Source organism: Desulfonatronum thiosulfatophilum, from assembly GCF_900104215.1.
Taxonomy (GTDB): domain Bacteria; phylum Desulfobacterota; class Desulfovibrionia; order Desulfovibrionales; family Desulfonatronaceae; genus Desulfonatronum; species Desulfonatronum thiosulfatophilum.
This window is the reverse complement of the sequence record NZ_FMXO01000006.1, coordinates 82442-97178: the sequence shown is the minus strand read 5'-3', so window position 1 is coordinate 97178 and position 14737 is coordinate 82442. Positions and strand designations below refer to the sequence as shown.

General features: G+C 57.2%; 13 protein-coding genes. 3 read left to right on the top strand and 10 right to left on the bottom strand.

Going from position 1 to position 14737, the window contains the following annotated elements; genetic code table 11:
- Window positions 1–101: 101 nt before the first annotated feature.
- The gene (locus BLP93_RS06300) at window positions 102–1166 is read left to right on the top strand and encodes a class I fructose-bisphosphate aldolase (protein WP_092118730.1); all 1065 of its coding nucleotides are present in this window, start codon (window positions 102–104) and stop codon (window positions 1164–1166) included.
- Window positions 1167–1303: 137 nt separating this feature from the next.
- Here BLP93_RS06300 and BLP93_RS06295 read toward each other — a convergent pair whose 3' ends face one another.
- The gene (locus tag BLP93_RS06295; RefSeq protein ID WP_092118727.1) at window positions 1304–2404 is read right to left on the bottom strand and encodes an alanine dehydrogenase; all 1101 of its coding nucleotides are present in this window, start codon (window positions 2402–2404) and stop codon (window positions 1304–1306) included.
- A gap of 204 nt (window positions 2405–2608) precedes the next feature.
- Between BLP93_RS06295 and BLP93_RS06290 the strand changes: the two genes are divergently transcribed.
- Complete coding sequence (locus tag BLP93_RS06290) at window positions 2609–3502, top strand: DMT family transporter (protein ID WP_092118724.1); 894 nt, start codon at window positions 2609–2611, stop codon at window positions 3500–3502.
- A gap of 51 nt (window positions 3503–3553) precedes the next feature.
- Here the strand turns inward: BLP93_RS06290 and BLP93_RS06285 are convergent, their stop codons facing one another.
- The 7 genes from BLP93_RS06285 to BLP93_RS06255 form a co-directional block, all read right to left on the bottom strand.
- Window positions 3554–4282 carry an amino acid ABC transporter ATP-binding protein gene (locus BLP93_RS06285; protein ID WP_139162939.1) on the bottom strand — a complete coding sequence of 243 codons (729 nt, stop codon included), beginning with the start codon at window positions 4280–4282 and terminating at the stop codon, window positions 3554–3556.
- A gap of 131 nt (window positions 4283–4413) precedes the next feature.
- Entirely contained in the window at window positions 4414–5850 is a 1437-nt protein-coding gene (locus BLP93_RS06280; protein WP_208596581.1) for an amino acid ABC transporter permease, read from the bottom strand.
- Between the two features lie 9 nt (window positions 5851–5859).
- A complete protein-coding gene (locus tag BLP93_RS06275) occupies window positions 5860–7074 on the bottom strand; it encodes an amino acid ABC transporter permease (protein ID WP_092118718.1) in 1215 nt (404 codons plus the stop codon).
- A gap of 159 nt (window positions 7075–7233) precedes the next feature.
- Window positions 7234–8247, bottom strand: a complete 1014-nt coding sequence (locus tag BLP93_RS06270; RefSeq protein ID WP_092118715.1) for an amino acid ABC transporter substrate-binding protein — start codon at window positions 8245–8247, stop codon at window positions 7234–7236.
- A gap of 164 nt (window positions 8248–8411) precedes the next feature.
- Window positions 8412–9137: an acetolactate decarboxylase gene (budA, locus tag BLP93_RS06265; RefSeq protein ID WP_092118712.1), complete on the bottom strand. Its 726-nt coding sequence runs from the start codon at window positions 9135–9137 to the stop codon at window positions 8412–8414.
- Window positions 9138–9195: 58 nt separating this feature from the next.
- Window positions 9196–10167 carry a UDP-glucuronic acid decarboxylase family protein gene (locus BLP93_RS06260; RefSeq protein WP_092118709.1) on the bottom strand — a complete coding sequence of 324 codons (972 nt, stop codon included), beginning with the start codon at window positions 10165–10167 and terminating at the stop codon, window positions 9196–9198.
- A gap of 43 nt (window positions 10168–10210) precedes the next feature.
- Entirely contained in the window at window positions 10211–10828 is a 618-nt protein-coding gene (locus tag BLP93_RS06255; RefSeq protein ID WP_208596579.1) for a TMEM165/GDT1 family protein, read from the bottom strand.
- Window positions 10829–11168: 340 nt separating this feature from the next.
- Between BLP93_RS06255 and BLP93_RS06250 the strand changes: the two genes are divergently transcribed.
- Window positions 11169–12200, top strand: coding sequence for a glucokinase (locus tag BLP93_RS06250; protein ID WP_092118706.1), 1032 nt, complete (start codon window positions 11169–11171; stop codon window positions 12198–12200).
- A 73-nt stretch (window positions 12201–12273) separates the two neighbouring features.
- On the opposite strand, the gene BLP93_RS06245 is transcribed toward BLP93_RS06250, so the two are convergent.
- Window positions 12274–14070, bottom strand: coding sequence for an ABC transporter ATP-binding protein (locus BLP93_RS06245; RefSeq protein ID WP_092118703.1), 1797 nt, complete (start codon window positions 14068–14070; stop codon window positions 12274–12276).
- A 163-nt stretch (window positions 14071–14233) separates the two neighbouring features.
- Window positions 14234–14659 (bottom strand): thioredoxin family protein, encoded by a 426-nt coding sequence (locus BLP93_RS06240; protein WP_092118700.1) that lies wholly within the window; start codon window positions 14657–14659, stop codon window positions 14234–14236.
- Window positions 14660–14737: the final 78 nt, after the last annotated feature.

Here is a 14737-nt window from a genome sequence, read left to right as displayed (position 1 = left end):
GTGATTATGTATCAGGATGGCTTGTCTGATGTCTCAAACCATGGTCGGTCTATAGTGTGCTGCGCAGGCCGATCTTAAAAGACCTGATGGAGGAGAAAATTATGGGATGTAATGTCGAAGAATTGTTGGGAGAACGGGCTGAAAACCTGCTGGCGTTCAACTCGCCGAAAATTTCCAAGGATCTGTTGCATCTTCCCGGACCGGATTTCGTGGACCGGGTCTATGCCTTATCCAACCGCAACAATCGTGTGCTGGGAAACTTGGCTTGGCTCTTCAACCATGGACGGCTTGGCGGCACGGGCTACCTTTCCATCCTGCCAGTGGACCAAGGCATCGAGCATGCCGGCGGGGCGAGCTTCGCAAAAAACCCGATTTATTTCGATCCGGAGAACATCATCAAGCTGGCCATGGAAGGCGGCTGCAACGGCGTGGCTTCCACCTTCGGCGTGCTCGGCGTCATGTCCCGGAAATACGCACATAAGATCCCCTTCATCGTAAAGATCAACCACAACGAACTGCTGACCGTGCCCAACCGGTACAACCAGATTCTCTACGGCACCGTGGAGCAGGCCTACGATATGGGTGCCGCCGCCGTGGGGGCGACCATCTACTTCGGTTCCGAGGAGAGCGACACCCAGATCATCGAGATCGCCGAAGCCTTTGCCCGAGCCCATGAACTGGGCATGGTCACCATCTTGTGGTGCTATCTGCGCAATTCGGCCTTCAAGAAGGACAAGGACTACCATGCCGCCGCGGATTTGACCGGACAGGCCAACCATCTCGGCGTGACCATTCAGGCGGACATCATCAAGCAGAAGCTGCCGAAAACCAATGGCGGCTACAAGGCCCTGAACATGGGCGATTCCAGCTACGGCAAGTTCGACGAACGCATCTACTCTGAATTGGCCTCGGATCATCCCATCGACCTGTGCCGCTACCAGGTGGCCAACTGCTACATGGGCCGGGCCGGACTGATCAACAGCGGCGGCGCATCCGCTGAGAACGACTTCGTCGAGGCCGCCGTCACCGCGGTGATCAACAAACGCGCCGGCGGCTCCGGCCTGATCTCCGGACGCAAAGCCTTCCAGCGTCCCATGGAAGAAGGCGCAAAATTGCTGAACACCATCCAAGACGTCTATCTCGATTCCACCGTGACCATTGCCTGATCGCCGGACACAACATCTCCGCTCACCAGGGCGCACTCGCATGCGCCCTGGTGAGTGGCGTGTGAAGTCACAATACAACCAAGTATTACATTGCGTTCTGTTTCTCGCAGGCCTTCTGTGCAGGCCTGTGAGAATTCCTACCTCGATTCCAACCATTCCTGCACTGTCGTAAACTCCCGCTTCTGATACCGGGCGGCCTCTTCAAGCAGCAGCGTGCCGCCGGCGCAGGTCAGGCCGCGGGCGAGCCAGGGATCGTCCTTGCAAGCCTGGACCACGCCCTTGGCGGCGATGGCCAGGATCTTGTCCATCAGGGCTTCGCCGTAACCGGCCGAGGCCGTGACCGGCACCGCGCCGGGAATGTTGTCCACGCAGAAGTGGCGCACGCCGTCCACCTCGTAGACCGGCTCGGCCCAGGATGTGGGGCGGCAGGTTTCAACGGCGCCGCCCTGGTCGCAGGAGATGTCCACGATCACGGCGCCGGGCTTGAACCGGCCCAACATTTCGCGCGGGATCAGGTGGTCAGTGCGCTCCTTGGGCCAGAGCACGCAGTTGACCACGGCATCGACATCCTCAAGGTAATTCGACAATTCATCTATCTCGCCGACGATCATCCTCCGGTCATGCCAGTCCAGAGCCGCGGCCTTGCGCGCTCCCTCAAACACATCCAATCCAATCACGGTTGCCCCCAATCCCAGCAGCGTGCGCACCGCTCCCCGGCCCACGTTGCCCAGACCCAGCACCAGCACCTTGAGGGCTGATTCGCCGAAATGGCCCATGAAGTGCCTGCCCGTGCCGCCGTAGCAAGCCAGACACAGCCGAACGGCCTCCAACGCGCCCACTTCTCCGGCCAGAACGCAGTTGGGGGAGCCGAACCGGTGGGTGTTCTCCGCTGAAATCGCGGTCAGCCCGACCTGAAGAAAGGTGTCCAACTGTTCCCGATTCATGGCTGCATGGATGTTGGTTAAAATGATGTGCTCCCCGCGCAGCAAGGGATATTCCGGAGGCAGGATTTCCTTGACCTTGACGATCAGTTCCGCCGCCGCGAAGACCTCTGCCGGTCCCGACAGAATCGCGGCTCCGGCCTGCTCGTATTCCCGGTCTTCACTCCGCGATATCCGACCGGCGCCGGATTCCACGAACACTCTATGTCCTGCCTGCACAAGACGCTCTACCTGCCGGGGCAGCAGGGCTATCCTTCCTTCCTGGGGCTTGATTTCCTTGGGTATGCCGATCCGCATTACTTCCTCATGTTTGTTCGTTGACGGTTGGTGTACTTGGGCGTAGGTAGCCCGGTCATTTCTTGATCATGGGTTTTGGAATTGTTGGATATGTGGTTGGAATATGGGTTGATTGATCAGATCTTCGATTACGATTGTTGATTACGATTGCGATTTCGGACGAGAGTAATTTTGGAAAAATAATGATCATGATGGATTGCGATTATGATACCTGCTGAAATTCTGGCGTTGTGCGCTGCCCTGTGCTGGTCCTTCGGAGGACTGATTGCGCTGGTTCCGGCCCGGGAACTGGGCGCATTGCCCTTCAATCGCCTACGTATGTCCATGGTCTTCGTGATGCTCGCCCTGGCCGCCCTGGTCACGGGCGGCTGGTGGAGCCTGACCGTGGAGCATTCCTCCGTGCTGGTGATCTCGGCCATGGTGGGCATTTTCATGGGCGACACGGCGCTCTTCGCGGCCCTGCGCCGCCTGGGCCCGCGGCGCTCCGGAATATTGTTCGCCACCAATGCTCCCATGACCGCTCTGCTGGGAATAATCATTCTCGGCGAACGCATGTCCCTGCTCACCCTGACCGGATGCGCACTGGTGATGACCGGGGTGGTCATGGCAATCTACCACGGAACCGGGGCGGTGCATCGCCATGCTTTCGAAGAGGTTCGAGGGAGGTTGATCGTAGGCGTGCTCATCGGTCTGGGAGCCGCTCTGTGCCAGGCTGTCTCCACGATTATTGCCAAGCCCGTTCTGGCTTCCGGCGTGGACCCGGTGGCCGCGTCGGCCCTGCGCGTGGGAACGGCGGCTCTGGCCCTTACCGCCACGACCCTGCTGCCCCAGGCCATGTTCCATGCCCCAACCAGGCTCACGCCCAGGGTGGCCGGACTAACCGCGCTCAGCGGACTGGTGGGCATGGCTCTGGGCATGACCTTTCTCCTGGCCGCCCTGGCCAGGGGTACGGCCGGGGTGGTTTCCACTCTCTCCGCGACCTCGCCGATTCTCATTCTGCCTATCCTCTGGGTAGCAACGAAACAACGCCCTTCTGGACTCGCTTGGATGGGAGCCGTATTGGCCGTGATCGGCGCCGCCTGCATTTTCAACGGATAAGATTCTGATCCTGCCAGCTGGTCTTTCTTCAGCTTAATTTTCTTTCCGCCCTTAATGCGAAAGGATCTGGGAAAGAAAGAGCTTGGCCCGGTCCGACCGCGGATTTCTGAAAAAATCATCCGGGGCATTGGCCTCGATGATCTCGCCGCCGTCCATGAATACGACCCTGTCGGCAACTTCGCGGGCAAACCCCATTTCATGGGTCACGCAGAGCATGGTCATTCCTGATTTGGCCAGATCCACCATGACGTCCAAAACCTCCTTGATCATTTCCGGATCAAGGGCGCTGGTGGGTTCGTCGAAGAGCATGATCTTCGGGCTCATGCACAGGCAGCGGGCAATGGCCGCGCGCTGTTGCTGGCCGCCGGAAAGCTGCACCGGATACTTGTCCGCCTGTTCGGGAATGCGCACCCGCTCCAGGAAGTGCATTGCCTGCTTGCGGGCTTCCTCCAACGGCATGCGCCGCACCCAGATCGGGGCCATGGTGCAATTTTCCATGATGGTCAGGTGCGGAAACAAATTGAAGTTCTGGAAGAGCATGCCCACTTCCCGCCGCACCCGGTCAATGCGTTTCAGGTCGTCGGTCAGTTCGATCCCGTCCACCAGGATCCGGCCGCGCTGGTGGATCTCCAGCCGGTTGATGCAGCGGATTAAAGTGGATTTGCCCGAGCCCGAGGGCCCGCAGATCACCACCCGCTCGCCCCGGGCTACGTCCAGATCAATGTCCTTGAGGGCATGAAAGGCGCCGAACCATTTGTGCAGCCCCTCGATCCGGATCATGGCGTCGTCTTGTATCTGTTCCTTCATGTTTCAATTCCTTGTCGACAATAACTGCTTTCCATGTCTGGAGAGGCTCAGTCCGCGTCTCCTGGACTATGCTCAAGTGATCATGGTTGCTTTTCAAGAGTTCGTCACGATCTGCCGGGCCGGAGCAGTTTTTCCAGATGCTGGGAATAGCGTGACAGACTGAAGCAGAGAATCCAGAAGGCCACGCCGGCGAAGACATAGGCCTCCTTGGTGTAGCCCAGCCAGTTGCTGTCCGCCAGGGCACTCTTGAGAATGCCCAGGATGTCCATCAGGTTGATCACCGCTACCAGGGTCGTATCCTTGAGCAGTCCCAGGAAGGTGTTGGTGATGCCCGGAATGACCAGGCGCAAGGCCTGGGGCAGAATCACTAGGCGCATGGATTGCCAGTAGCCTAGACCCAGGGCTTCGGCCGCCTCATACTGGCCCTTGGGGATGGCCTGCAAACCGCCGCGCACCACTTCGGCCATGTAGGCGGCATAGAACAGTGACACACCGATCAGAGCGCGCAACAGTTTATCGAAATGCACGCCCTGGGGCAGAGTCAGGGGCAACATCACGGAAACCATGAACAGGACCGAGATCAGCGGAACGCCACGCACGAATTCGATAAAGCTGACACAAAGGGCCTTGATCACCGGCATCTGGCTGCGCCGGCCTAAAGCCAGAAGAATGCCCACGGGCAGGGACACGGCAATGCCGATTCCGGCGATGACCAGGGTCAGGAACATGCCCCCCCACCTGTCCGTCTCCACCAGAGGCAGACCCACGCCGCCTCCCAGAAGGAGAATATAGGCCACGCAGGGATAGATGGTGAAAAGCAGGTAGAAACGCCAGGTCACGGTGGATTGACCGGACAGGGCGAAAAAAAGAAACATCAAGGCCCCGGCGATCAGTGCCAGGGGACCGGCCCCTCCCGGATCAATGCTTTCCAGGGCCTGGCCAGCTAGATACCAGACCAGGAGCGGTACGGCGATAAAAAGCGTCTGGCGCAGCCGGGGCGCCATGGTGGGCGGCAGGATTTTTTTTCTGAAAATCCGACCCAACACTTCCGGAGCCATGAGCAGGGCCGCGGCGGCCAAGCCCGCGAACATGCCGTAGGAAAACAGGCTGAAGCCCACGATGCCAAGCGGCAGAAAAAGCAGCAGGATCTTGTTGATCCGTTTCCGGAACGGAAGCAATGTGGACAGAATCAGCGGGCCACCCAGGCCGATCAGCAGCAACAGGGTGAAATCCACCCGCCAGCGTTCGCCAATAGGATAAAAACCGTACATCAGCAGATCGAAGCGCACCCGGATGAACACCCAGCAGGCCCCATCCGGATTGCCCTGCGGCGGGAGGCAGGCGTCGCGGGTCTGTCCGATCCAGTTGGCTGAAAACAAGCTCCAATTCAGCAGCGGGGGCAGGGTAACCAGAAGCAGGGCCGCGGCCGCCAAAGTCATGAGCGAATTCAGCCACGACGAGAAAAGGTTCTTGCGCATCCATCCCAGAACCCCGACTTCGGACAGAGGCGGCGGCAGGTCCGGATGGCGCGTTGTCTTCACGTACACGGTCTACCGCTCCTTCTGGGCCATCCGGTTGTTGTACCAGTTCATGAACAGGGAGATGAGCAGGCTCACGGTCAGATAGAAAAGCATGGTCATGGCGATGATCTCGACGGCCTGCCCGGTCTGGTTGAGCGTGGTACCGGCAAAAACCGAGATCAGGTCCGGATAACCGATGACCACGGCCAGGGAGGAGTTCTTGACCAGGGTCAGATGCTGGCTGGTCAATGGCGGAATGATCACCCGCATGGCCTGGGGGATGATCACCAGGCGCATGATCGGACCGGGCCGCAACCCAAGAGCCGCGGCGGCTTCTTCCTGCCCCCTGTCCACGGACTGAATCCCGGCCCGGACGTTCTCGGCAATGAATCCCGCGGTATACAGAGTCAGGGCCAGGACCAGGGCTGTCAGTTCCGGAAGCAGGGTCACCCCGCCCTGGAAATTGAAGCCGCGCAGTTCCGGGATCTCCCAGGTCACGGGAAAACCGGCCAGGGCAGTGCCCAGCAGGGGCAAGACAATCAGCAGTCCCAGCGAGGAGAGAAAAGTTGGAAATATTCGGCCGGTAAGGCGCTGGCGGCGTCTGGCCCAGATCGCCAGGGCGATAACCGAGAACACGGCCAAGACAGTAAACGTGAGAATCAGCCAGGCACCGGGATGAAATTCAGGTCGGGGCAGAATCAGTCCCCGGTTGCAGAGAAAAAACACGTCCCAGAGACTGTAGGCCAAGCGTGGCCCGGGCAGAGGCATCAGGATCGCGATGTACCAGAACAGAATCTGCAGCAGCAGGGGAATGTTCCGCACCAATCCGATGTAGGCCGCGGCCAGGCGCGAAACCAGCCAGTTGGAGGACAACCGGAGCACGCCCACCAGAAAGCCGATCAGGGTGGAGGCCACGATGCTGATCACCGAAACCAGCATGGTATTCAACAGGCCCACCCAGAAGACCCGGGCATAGGTGCTGGCTCGTGAGTATTCGATCAGGGTCTGACTGATCTCGAAACCTGCTGTCTGATCGAGAAAGCCGAATCCCGAGGAAATTCCGGCTCGCTTCAGATTATCCGCCGTGGTGGAGACCAGCCAGATCAGCCCGGCTACCACCACGGCAAAGACCAGCAACTGGATCAGCGCGGAGCGAAAAGCGGGATTGTTCGCAAGTCCGGAAAGCGCGGCAAACAGGGATGTACGGGATTTCCCGGGGGCCGTATCAGGCGAAGGGACGGACATGGATTCTAAAGGGTCTCAAAAGCGAAACCCGGCGACAAAGGGATTTTATCGCCAAGGCTTCCGCGGTGTTCATTTCTTTTAATAACGAAGATCTTGCCAAGAGAACCAGCCGCCTCACCATAGCGAGGCGGCTGGAAAAATCGGGAATTACGGATTGAATTAACGAATCGGGGGAGCGTAGAGCAGACCACCGCGGGTCCAGAGATCATTCTGGACGCGATTCAACTTCAGGGCCGTGTTCGGACCTACGTTGCGGTCAAAGATCTCACCGTAATTGCCCACATGCTTGATGATCTGATAGGCCCAGGCGTTGGTCAGCCCGAACTGCTCGCCAAAATTCCCTTCCTGTCCCAACAACCGCTTGATGTTGGGATTGGGAGATTCCAGCATCTGATCCACGTTCTGGGAGTTCACGCCCAATTCCTCGGCATTGATCAGGGCAAACAGGGTCCAGCGGGCGATCTTGCTCCAACGGGGATCTCCCTGACGCACTGAGGGTCCCAGGGGTTCCTTGGAAATAATTTCCGGCAGGATGATGTGATCATCCGGGTTGGACAGGGTGGTCCGCCGGGCGGCCAGGCCGGAGGCATCCGTGGTGTATACATCGCAACGTCCTGAGTCGTAGATCACTGTGGCCTCGTCCGCGCTTTCGAAGACCACGGGCTTGTAGGTCATGCCGTGGGTCGCGAAGTAGTCGGAGACGTTCATTTCCGTGGTGGTTCCGATCTGGATGCAGATGGAGGCATCGTTCAGCTCCTTGGCGCTGGAGACGCCCAGATTCTTGTTGACCATGAAGCCCTGACCGTCGAAAAAGATGATACCCGAAAAATCAATGCCTTGTTCTACGTCCCGCTGAAAAGTCCAAGTGGTGTTCCGTGAAAGCACGTCCACTTCGCCGGTCTGTACCGCGGTGAAGCGTTCCGATGTGGTCAGGGGTACGAAACGGACCTTCTCGGGATCATTGAACACGGCTGAGGCCAGAGCTCGACAATAGTCCACATCAAGACCTCTCCAGACGCCTTTCTCGTCAGGCGCGGAAAAGCCGGGCACTTTACCGGCCACCCCGCAGGAGATGAATCCTTTGGACTTGATATTCTCCAGAACATCCGCCGAAGCAGCGCCGGACCACAGGAACGTTGCCAGGGCAACCAAACACAAAACCTTGCGCATCATCTGCATCCTCCAAACAATTTATAAATGGTATGATCAACGATGGTCACTCCCGTCCGCCGGGAGCAGTCCATGGAAACGCCGTACGAATTTCGGTGCAGGTTATAAAAGAACCGCCCCTATTTCCCCAGGAGGCGGTGTGAAGTCAAGAAAAAAATAGTCGGCGGCTATTCCTTCTCCGCCATTTCCAGATCCTTTTCGGTATCTCGCTGCAGGTCCGCTGTCATGTAGTCCAGGGTCACGGGCAGATCCATGCGCAGGCTGCGCAGAATCTGGATGCCGATCCGGGCGCGCACGGCCCGGCACTGGAGCAGATGGCCGCCGAAGGCGCGGTCCTCGGAGATAAAGTGAAGATGAACACCGGGTACGCTCATGGAGGCCATGAACCGCGGCGTGTAGAAGCCGGCCAAGGTGCCTGACAAGCTGTGCATCTCAAAGACGGGCTGGTCCTTTGTCACTTCCACCAGGGGCCGATAATAATCCTGCCTGGGCACCGAACGGGTGCGCACGAACTCGAAGTCGCCGTCGATCCGCAGCGCGTACATCATGTTCGGCGAAGGAAAACTCCTTTCAAGCAGGGACATGAGGGCAGCCATGTCGGCAAACCCACTAACCACATCTTCGAAGGTCAGTTCCCGGAAAAAGCAAACGCAGGCAAAAGGGGTCAAAACGTCATCCGCCGGTCTGCGCACCTCTCCGGTTCCGGTGACCTGATAGGCTGAGCCTCCCAGCAGGACCAACTCTCCGTCCAGGTCGTTGAAGGTCCCCAAGCCAAAGTCACCATGCTCCCTGAGCTGGCCCAGAGTGGTGTTCTGGCGGTAAATGCCTTCAACCAGCGCATTTACAGGCGCGGAAAGATACAGAGTATCGTGTTCGTGCACGGGCTGTTGCATGGTAGCCGGTCCTTTCTTGATGAGATGGAGCGCCCTGAGACCATTCGCGCTGTGGTGATCAGATCCCTTTGCAGGTATTGCCAAATTCGCGAATTAAACGCTCGAAATATTCGATCGTCTTGACCAGACCATCTTCCAGCTTGATGGTCGGCTCCCATCCCAAACGCTCCTTGGCCAAGGTGATGTCCGGACGCCTGCGTTCGGGATCGTCCTTGGGCAGCGGCTTGAAGATAATTTCGGATGAAGAATTGGTCATGGCAACGACTTTCTCCGCCAACTCCCGAATGGTGAACTCACCGGGATTACCCAGATTAACCGGACCGGTGAAATCGTCCGGCGAGTCCATTAGTCGCAAAAAACCCTCGATCAGGTCCTCAACATAGCAAAACGATCGGGTCTGGGAGCCGTCGCCGTACAAGGTGATGGGTTCGCCGCGCAAAGCCTGGACGATGAAGTTGGAAACGACCCGGCCGTCGTTGGGGTGCATCCGAGGGCCATAGGTGTTGAAAATCCTGGCCACCTTGATCCGCAGATTATGCTGACGGCGATAGTCGAAAAACAGGGTCTCGGCGCAGCGTTTGCCTTCGTCGTAGCAGGAACGCGGACCGATGGGATTCACGTTGCCCCAGTAACTCTCCTCCTGCGGATGAATAGCCGGATTGCCGTACACTTCTGAAGTTGACGCCTGCATGATCTTGGCTCTGGTGCGCTTCGCCAGACCGAGCATGTTGATGGCGCCGTGGACTGAGGTCTTCGTGGTCTGCACCGGATCGTGCTGATAATGGATCGGCGAGGCCGGACAAGCCAGATTGTATATCTCGTCCACCTCGACAAAAAGAGGAAAGGTCACGTCATGGCGCATGATCTCGAAATTTTTGTTGTCCATCAGGTGCTCGATGTTCATGCGCGTGCCCGTGAAATAGTTGTCCAGACAGATCACCATGCATTCACGCTCCAGAAGCCGCTCGCACAGCCATGACCCAAGAAAACCAGCCCCGCCCGTCACCAATATCCGCTTGTGAATGTGCATGATTTGTCCTTTTGATTATTGAAGCAGACAGCGTCAATCTACCTTACAGCGCCTGATATGTTTGATATGCGGCAAACAAGGCCAGCACAATAAAAAAGACCCCGCTGATCCGATGCAGCAGGGAGATGGGGATGCGTTGCAACAGCGTGCAACCGGCCCAGATACCCAAGGCCGATGTGGTGATCAGGGCGAGGGTGGCTCCTGCCCAGACGGCAAGAGGGATGCTGGTGCTGCTCAACCCCACCACTGCCAGTTGGGTCTTGTCTCCGAATTCTGCCATGAAGATGAGCATGAAGGTTGTCAGAAAAATGCTTTGGCTGCTCGGCGGGGCTTTGCATTCCTGAGGAACATCTTCCTGAATCCGCAACGCCTGGATGCCGAAGACCAGGAACAGCAGGGCGACAATGCCGAAGACAACAGTCTCCGGGATCCATCCGGCGATGGCCACGCCGAAGATCACCGCCAGAGCGTTCAGAATCGCGAAAGCCGCCGTACTGCCGGCCAAAACGGGCAAAGCCCGATGCCTTGCCGCGAGAACCATACAGACCAGTTGACTCTTGTCGCCCATTTCCGCCGCGAAAATAAGCAGAAAACTCGTCCCACCTGCAACCAGGAATTCAGGCCGGAATACCCATCCCCAATCAAAAAAAAGTTGTTCCATACACATTCCCCCATCAGAATATCTTGTCTTCACGACGGAGGATCCGATCAGGATATTTGATTCGACGGCCACTCATCTGAATATTGCATTCTAATCGCTCGCTTTTAACAGCGTGAGTTAAGATAGGGCAAGCATCTTATTCAGCAAACCATCTTACTTGAATGTCTTTCCCGGACATAAGCAACAAAATAAAAATGTATTATTTTGCTCTGTCACCAAATAATGGGACAATCCGGTTGTCTCCTCCCTCACTGTGCGTTATCGTAAAGGAGTATTTTTCGACAAGCTGCACGCTATACTCGCGAATTGTGAATCTTTTTTTTCAACTTCGAACACGGATATGACTTTGAATCCACATTCCTTGCCACGGCACTCCCCCCAGTATTTCCTTGCGGCGGATATAGGCGGAACCAACAGTCGTTTCGCCCTATTCCGTCATCATAACCATACTCTGGAAAAGTCGGACGTGATTCGCATTCCCACACGTCAGGCCGGATCTTTTGCCGAGTTGCTATCCCTGCTCAAGCAGAGCCGCCTGGGACCATTCATAAATGATTGTCGGGCGGCAGCCCTGGCCGTTCCGGGCGCCGTTCAACACGGAATCTATGCCAACCCGCCCAACATTCCCTGGGACATCGATATTCCAGGGACGGATCTGCAAGGCTTGCCGAAAACAACGATCATCCTGAACGACTTCGCGGCTCAGGCGTATGCGTGCAAAACCGGGGCAGTGGATCAGGCAGTGCCGATTAACGAAGGTCGCCCCGACAATCAAGGCGTGGTGGGCGTGATCGGAGCCGGAACGGGTTTGGGGCATGGCATGCTGGTGCCTCTGACGGAGGAACGCTATCTCGCGTTACCTTCGGAAGCGGGACATGCCGCGTTTGCGTTCACCAATCATGAGGAACGCAGCTATGAACGATTTGTGATGCAGCGCTTGGGATTGGATTATGTCTATGCGGATGTGATCGTATCCGGACAAGGACTGGCCTTGCTGCACCATTTCCATTTTGGAAAAAAGGTTTTGCCGCACCAGGCTGCAGCGGCCATGAACGACGAATCTCCGGTTCTTCAGTGGTTTACACGATTCTACGGCCGTGTCTGCCGCCATTTTGCCCTCAATGTCCTGGCAACGGGAGGAATGTACATTGCCGGAGGCGTGGCCGCGAAAAATCCAATCCTGGTCCAGCATCCGGAGTTCCTGCGTGAATTTCACAATAATCCAAATTACGGGGAACTTCTGCGGGATATTCCGATCTTTTTGAACACCAACGAGGACAGCGGGCTCTGGGGAGCGGCCTTGGCCGCCCAGCTTGCGGCTGATGTACCACAACCCGCCAAGCTTGTTCAGATCGACGGGAAAAGCAGTTGAGCATCACTTTAGCGATCCAGCCAGCTCACACCAGCAAGTTCTGATTTAGTGACAGGGATCAGTCCCCGGTGTCTCAGTTCCCCTTGTTATCCATCTCTCCGCTCTGCACCCGCCAGAGCCCTGCATAGACCCCGCCCTCTTCCAGCAGGCTCTCATGGGTGCCACGCTCGGCAATGGTGCCCTCCACCAGGACAAGTATCTCATCGCAGTGCCTGATGGTGGACAGGCGATGAGCAACGGCTACGGTCATCCGGCCTTGCTTGAAGCGCTGCAGATTGGCCTGGATCAGTTCTTCAGTCCTTGTGTCCACGGCGGATGTGGCCTCGTCCAGAACAATCAGCGCCGGATCGCGCAACACCGCCCGTGCCAGGGAGATGCGCTGGCGCTGTCCTCCGGAGATCTTCATACCTCGTTCCCCAATCAACGTCTCGTACCCCTGGGGCAGCTGTTCGATGAATTCATCCGCGCCGGCTATATGCGCCGCGTGACGGACGGCAGCAAGATCCGCGTTTGGAGAACCCAGACGGATATTCTCCGCCACGGTGCCGAAGAACAGGAAGGCTTCCTGGGAAACATATCCCACGTGACGTCGGAAGCTCTGCAGACGCAGCGTACTTAAGGACCGGCCGTTCACCATTACTTCTCCGGAACGCGGGTCGTAATAGCGAAGCAACAGCTTGACCAGGGTGCTCTTTCCCGCGCCTGTCGGCCCAACAATTCCCAGCACGTGGCCCTGGTTCAACTGAAAATTCACAGCCCGCAGCACTGGCTTGCCGGGCAGATATTCAAACCCAACCTCATGGAAGGCGATGCTTGTCGGTTCAGCATCCAGGCCCGGAGCATCCGGGCTGTCCATGACTCGCGGTTGGGTGCTCAGGAACTGGGAGATTCGACGGGCCGAGGCCTCGGAACGCTGGATCTGATTGATCAGCATGCCGAAAACGAACAGGGGCAGAACCAGGCGTACCGCAAAAAGTATGAACGTGGTGAAATTGCCCAGACTCGGGCCGGACTCGGTGGCGGTCATCCCCGCGCCCACGGTTATCAGCAAGGCAAAGGCCACGCCGGCCACCATGTAGATCAGTGGAATGAATTTGGCGCGTTCCTTGGCCGCGGTAATCGCGGCATCCACATATTCCTTGGAACGCCTCGATACCAGGCCAAGTTGTTCCTGTTCCGCGGTGAAAGCCTGAATCACTCCGATGCCACGGATGTTGTTTTCCAGGACGCTGTTTATTTCCCCCACGGCTTGGCGCGCCTTGCGGTACTGGGGCTGCACCCGGGTTGCAAAAAACCGCACGGCAATGACAGCGAAGGGCAACGGCGCGAGCAGAAGCAGGGCGAGTCGCCAGTCCAGCCAGAACAGAAATCCGTAAACTCCAACGAAGGTGATAACCAGACGGACCATGCTCGTGGTGACGTCGGAAAAGAAATTTTCCAGGTTGTCCACGTCATTGGAGGCCACCGCCAGAAGATCTCCCGTCTGGCGTTCCTCGAAAAAACCCGCATCAAGGCGCTGCATATGACCGTATATGGCCAGACGCAAATCATGGCGCACCAGTTGCGCCATGGAATCAAGGCAATAGTCGCTCAGGCTCTGAAACACAGCGAGGCCGAGGTATGTGCCCAGGATTGCCAGTCCGAACCAGATCAACACATCCGTATCGACGCCGACGACTCCTTGTCTGGTGATCGCATCAACAACCAGGCCGATGATCACCATGGGCAGCAAGTCAAAAAGCCTGGCCATGGCGTTCAAGGCCAATCCGGTCCCAATACGGGCTTTATATGGAGCTACGAAGGGAAAGATTTTCCAGAGATAGGTGCCCAGGGAGGAGGATTGATCGTGTTCCTGATCTTGCACGCGCATAGTTCTCGATTGCCGGGTATGAGGCAGGCGGATTCTTCAGCATCCGTACAGCGGCGGCAACTCCTCAGCTAAGGCCTGTATTGTGAATAGAATCTGATAAATTTGCACGCAGCCAAGCATCCGGCAGCAGTACGGAAGACTCTTGATTCTGATTAAGTCTTGATCAGACGGACAAGCCGAGGCTGCGCCAGCGTTCCAGGACTTCGGACTTGGACATGTAGCCTTCGAAGCGATAGACCTCCCGTCCGGACTGGTCCATGAAAACAAGGGTGGGTACGGTACGGATGGTCCCGAAGGATCGCCCGATTTCGGGACTGACGCCGACATCGAAAGTATAAATGGAAAAAGCGTCGGCATACTGCTCCTCCAGCTCCCTCAACACCGGAACCATCCGTTTGCAGTGAATGCAATTTTGCGTTTTCAAATTAACCAATCGCGGCAATTCCGCGGCCACTCCGGGGAGAGCGGGTCCCGGATCGACCTCCGGACCATACTGCGACTGAGTGATGGTGTAATGCTGGATCAGCGCCACAGAGGCAAACAGGGCAACAATTATGACAAGTATTCCGGCTTTGCTGTAGGTTGTCATATTGGATATACTCTCTTCGTTTTTTTTGTGATGTGACTATTAGGCTGGGATCCTGTTTGTCATGATTATGCGTAGCAG

Bases quoted from the DNA above. Each gene is read 5' to 3' on its own strand.
- BLP93_RS06240 (WP_092118700.1), bottom strand. From the start codon at position 14,659: ATGACAACCTACAGCAAAGCCGGAATACTTGTCATAATTGTTGCCCTG.
- BLP93_RS06255 (WP_208596579.1), bottom strand. From the start codon at position 10,828: ATGGAACAACTTTTTTTTGATTGGGGATGGGTATTCCGGCCTGAATTC.
- BLP93_RS06290 (WP_092118724.1), top strand. From the start codon at position 2,609: ATGATACCTGCTGAAATTCTGGCGTTGTGCGCTGCCCTGTGCTGGTCC.
- BLP93_RS06295 (WP_092118727.1), bottom strand. From the start codon at position 2,404: ATGCGGATCGGCATACCCAAGGAAATCAAGCCCCAGGAAGGAAGGATA.
- BLP93_RS06260 (WP_092118709.1), bottom strand. From the start codon at position 10,167: ATGCACATTCACAAGCGGATATTGGTGACGGGCGGGGCTGGTTTTCTT.
- BLP93_RS06250 (WP_092118706.1), top strand. From the start codon at position 11,169: ATGACTTTGAATCCACATTCCTTGCCACGGCACTCCCCCCAGTATTTC.
- BLP93_RS06245 (WP_092118703.1), bottom strand. From the start codon at position 14,070: ATGCGCGTGCAAGATCAGGAACACGATCAATCCTCCTCCCTGGGCACC.
- BLP93_RS06285 (WP_139162939.1), bottom strand. From the start codon at position 4,282: ATGATCCGGATCGAGGGGCTGCACAAATGGTTCGGCGCCTTTCATGCC.
- BLP93_RS06275 (WP_092118718.1), bottom strand. From the start codon at position 7,074: ATGTCCGTCCCTTCGCCTGATACGGCCCCCGGGAAATCCCGTACATCC.
- BLP93_RS06270 (WP_092118715.1), bottom strand. From the start codon at position 8,247: ATGATGCGCAAGGTTTTGTGTTTGGTTGCCCTGGCAACGTTCCTGTGG.
- budA (WP_092118712.1), bottom strand. From the start codon at position 9,137: ATGCAACAGCCCGTGCACGAACACGATACTCTGTATCTTTCCGCGCCT.
- BLP93_RS06300 (WP_092118730.1), top strand. From the start codon at position 102: ATGGGATGTAATGTCGAAGAATTGTTGGGAGAACGGGCTGAAAACCTG.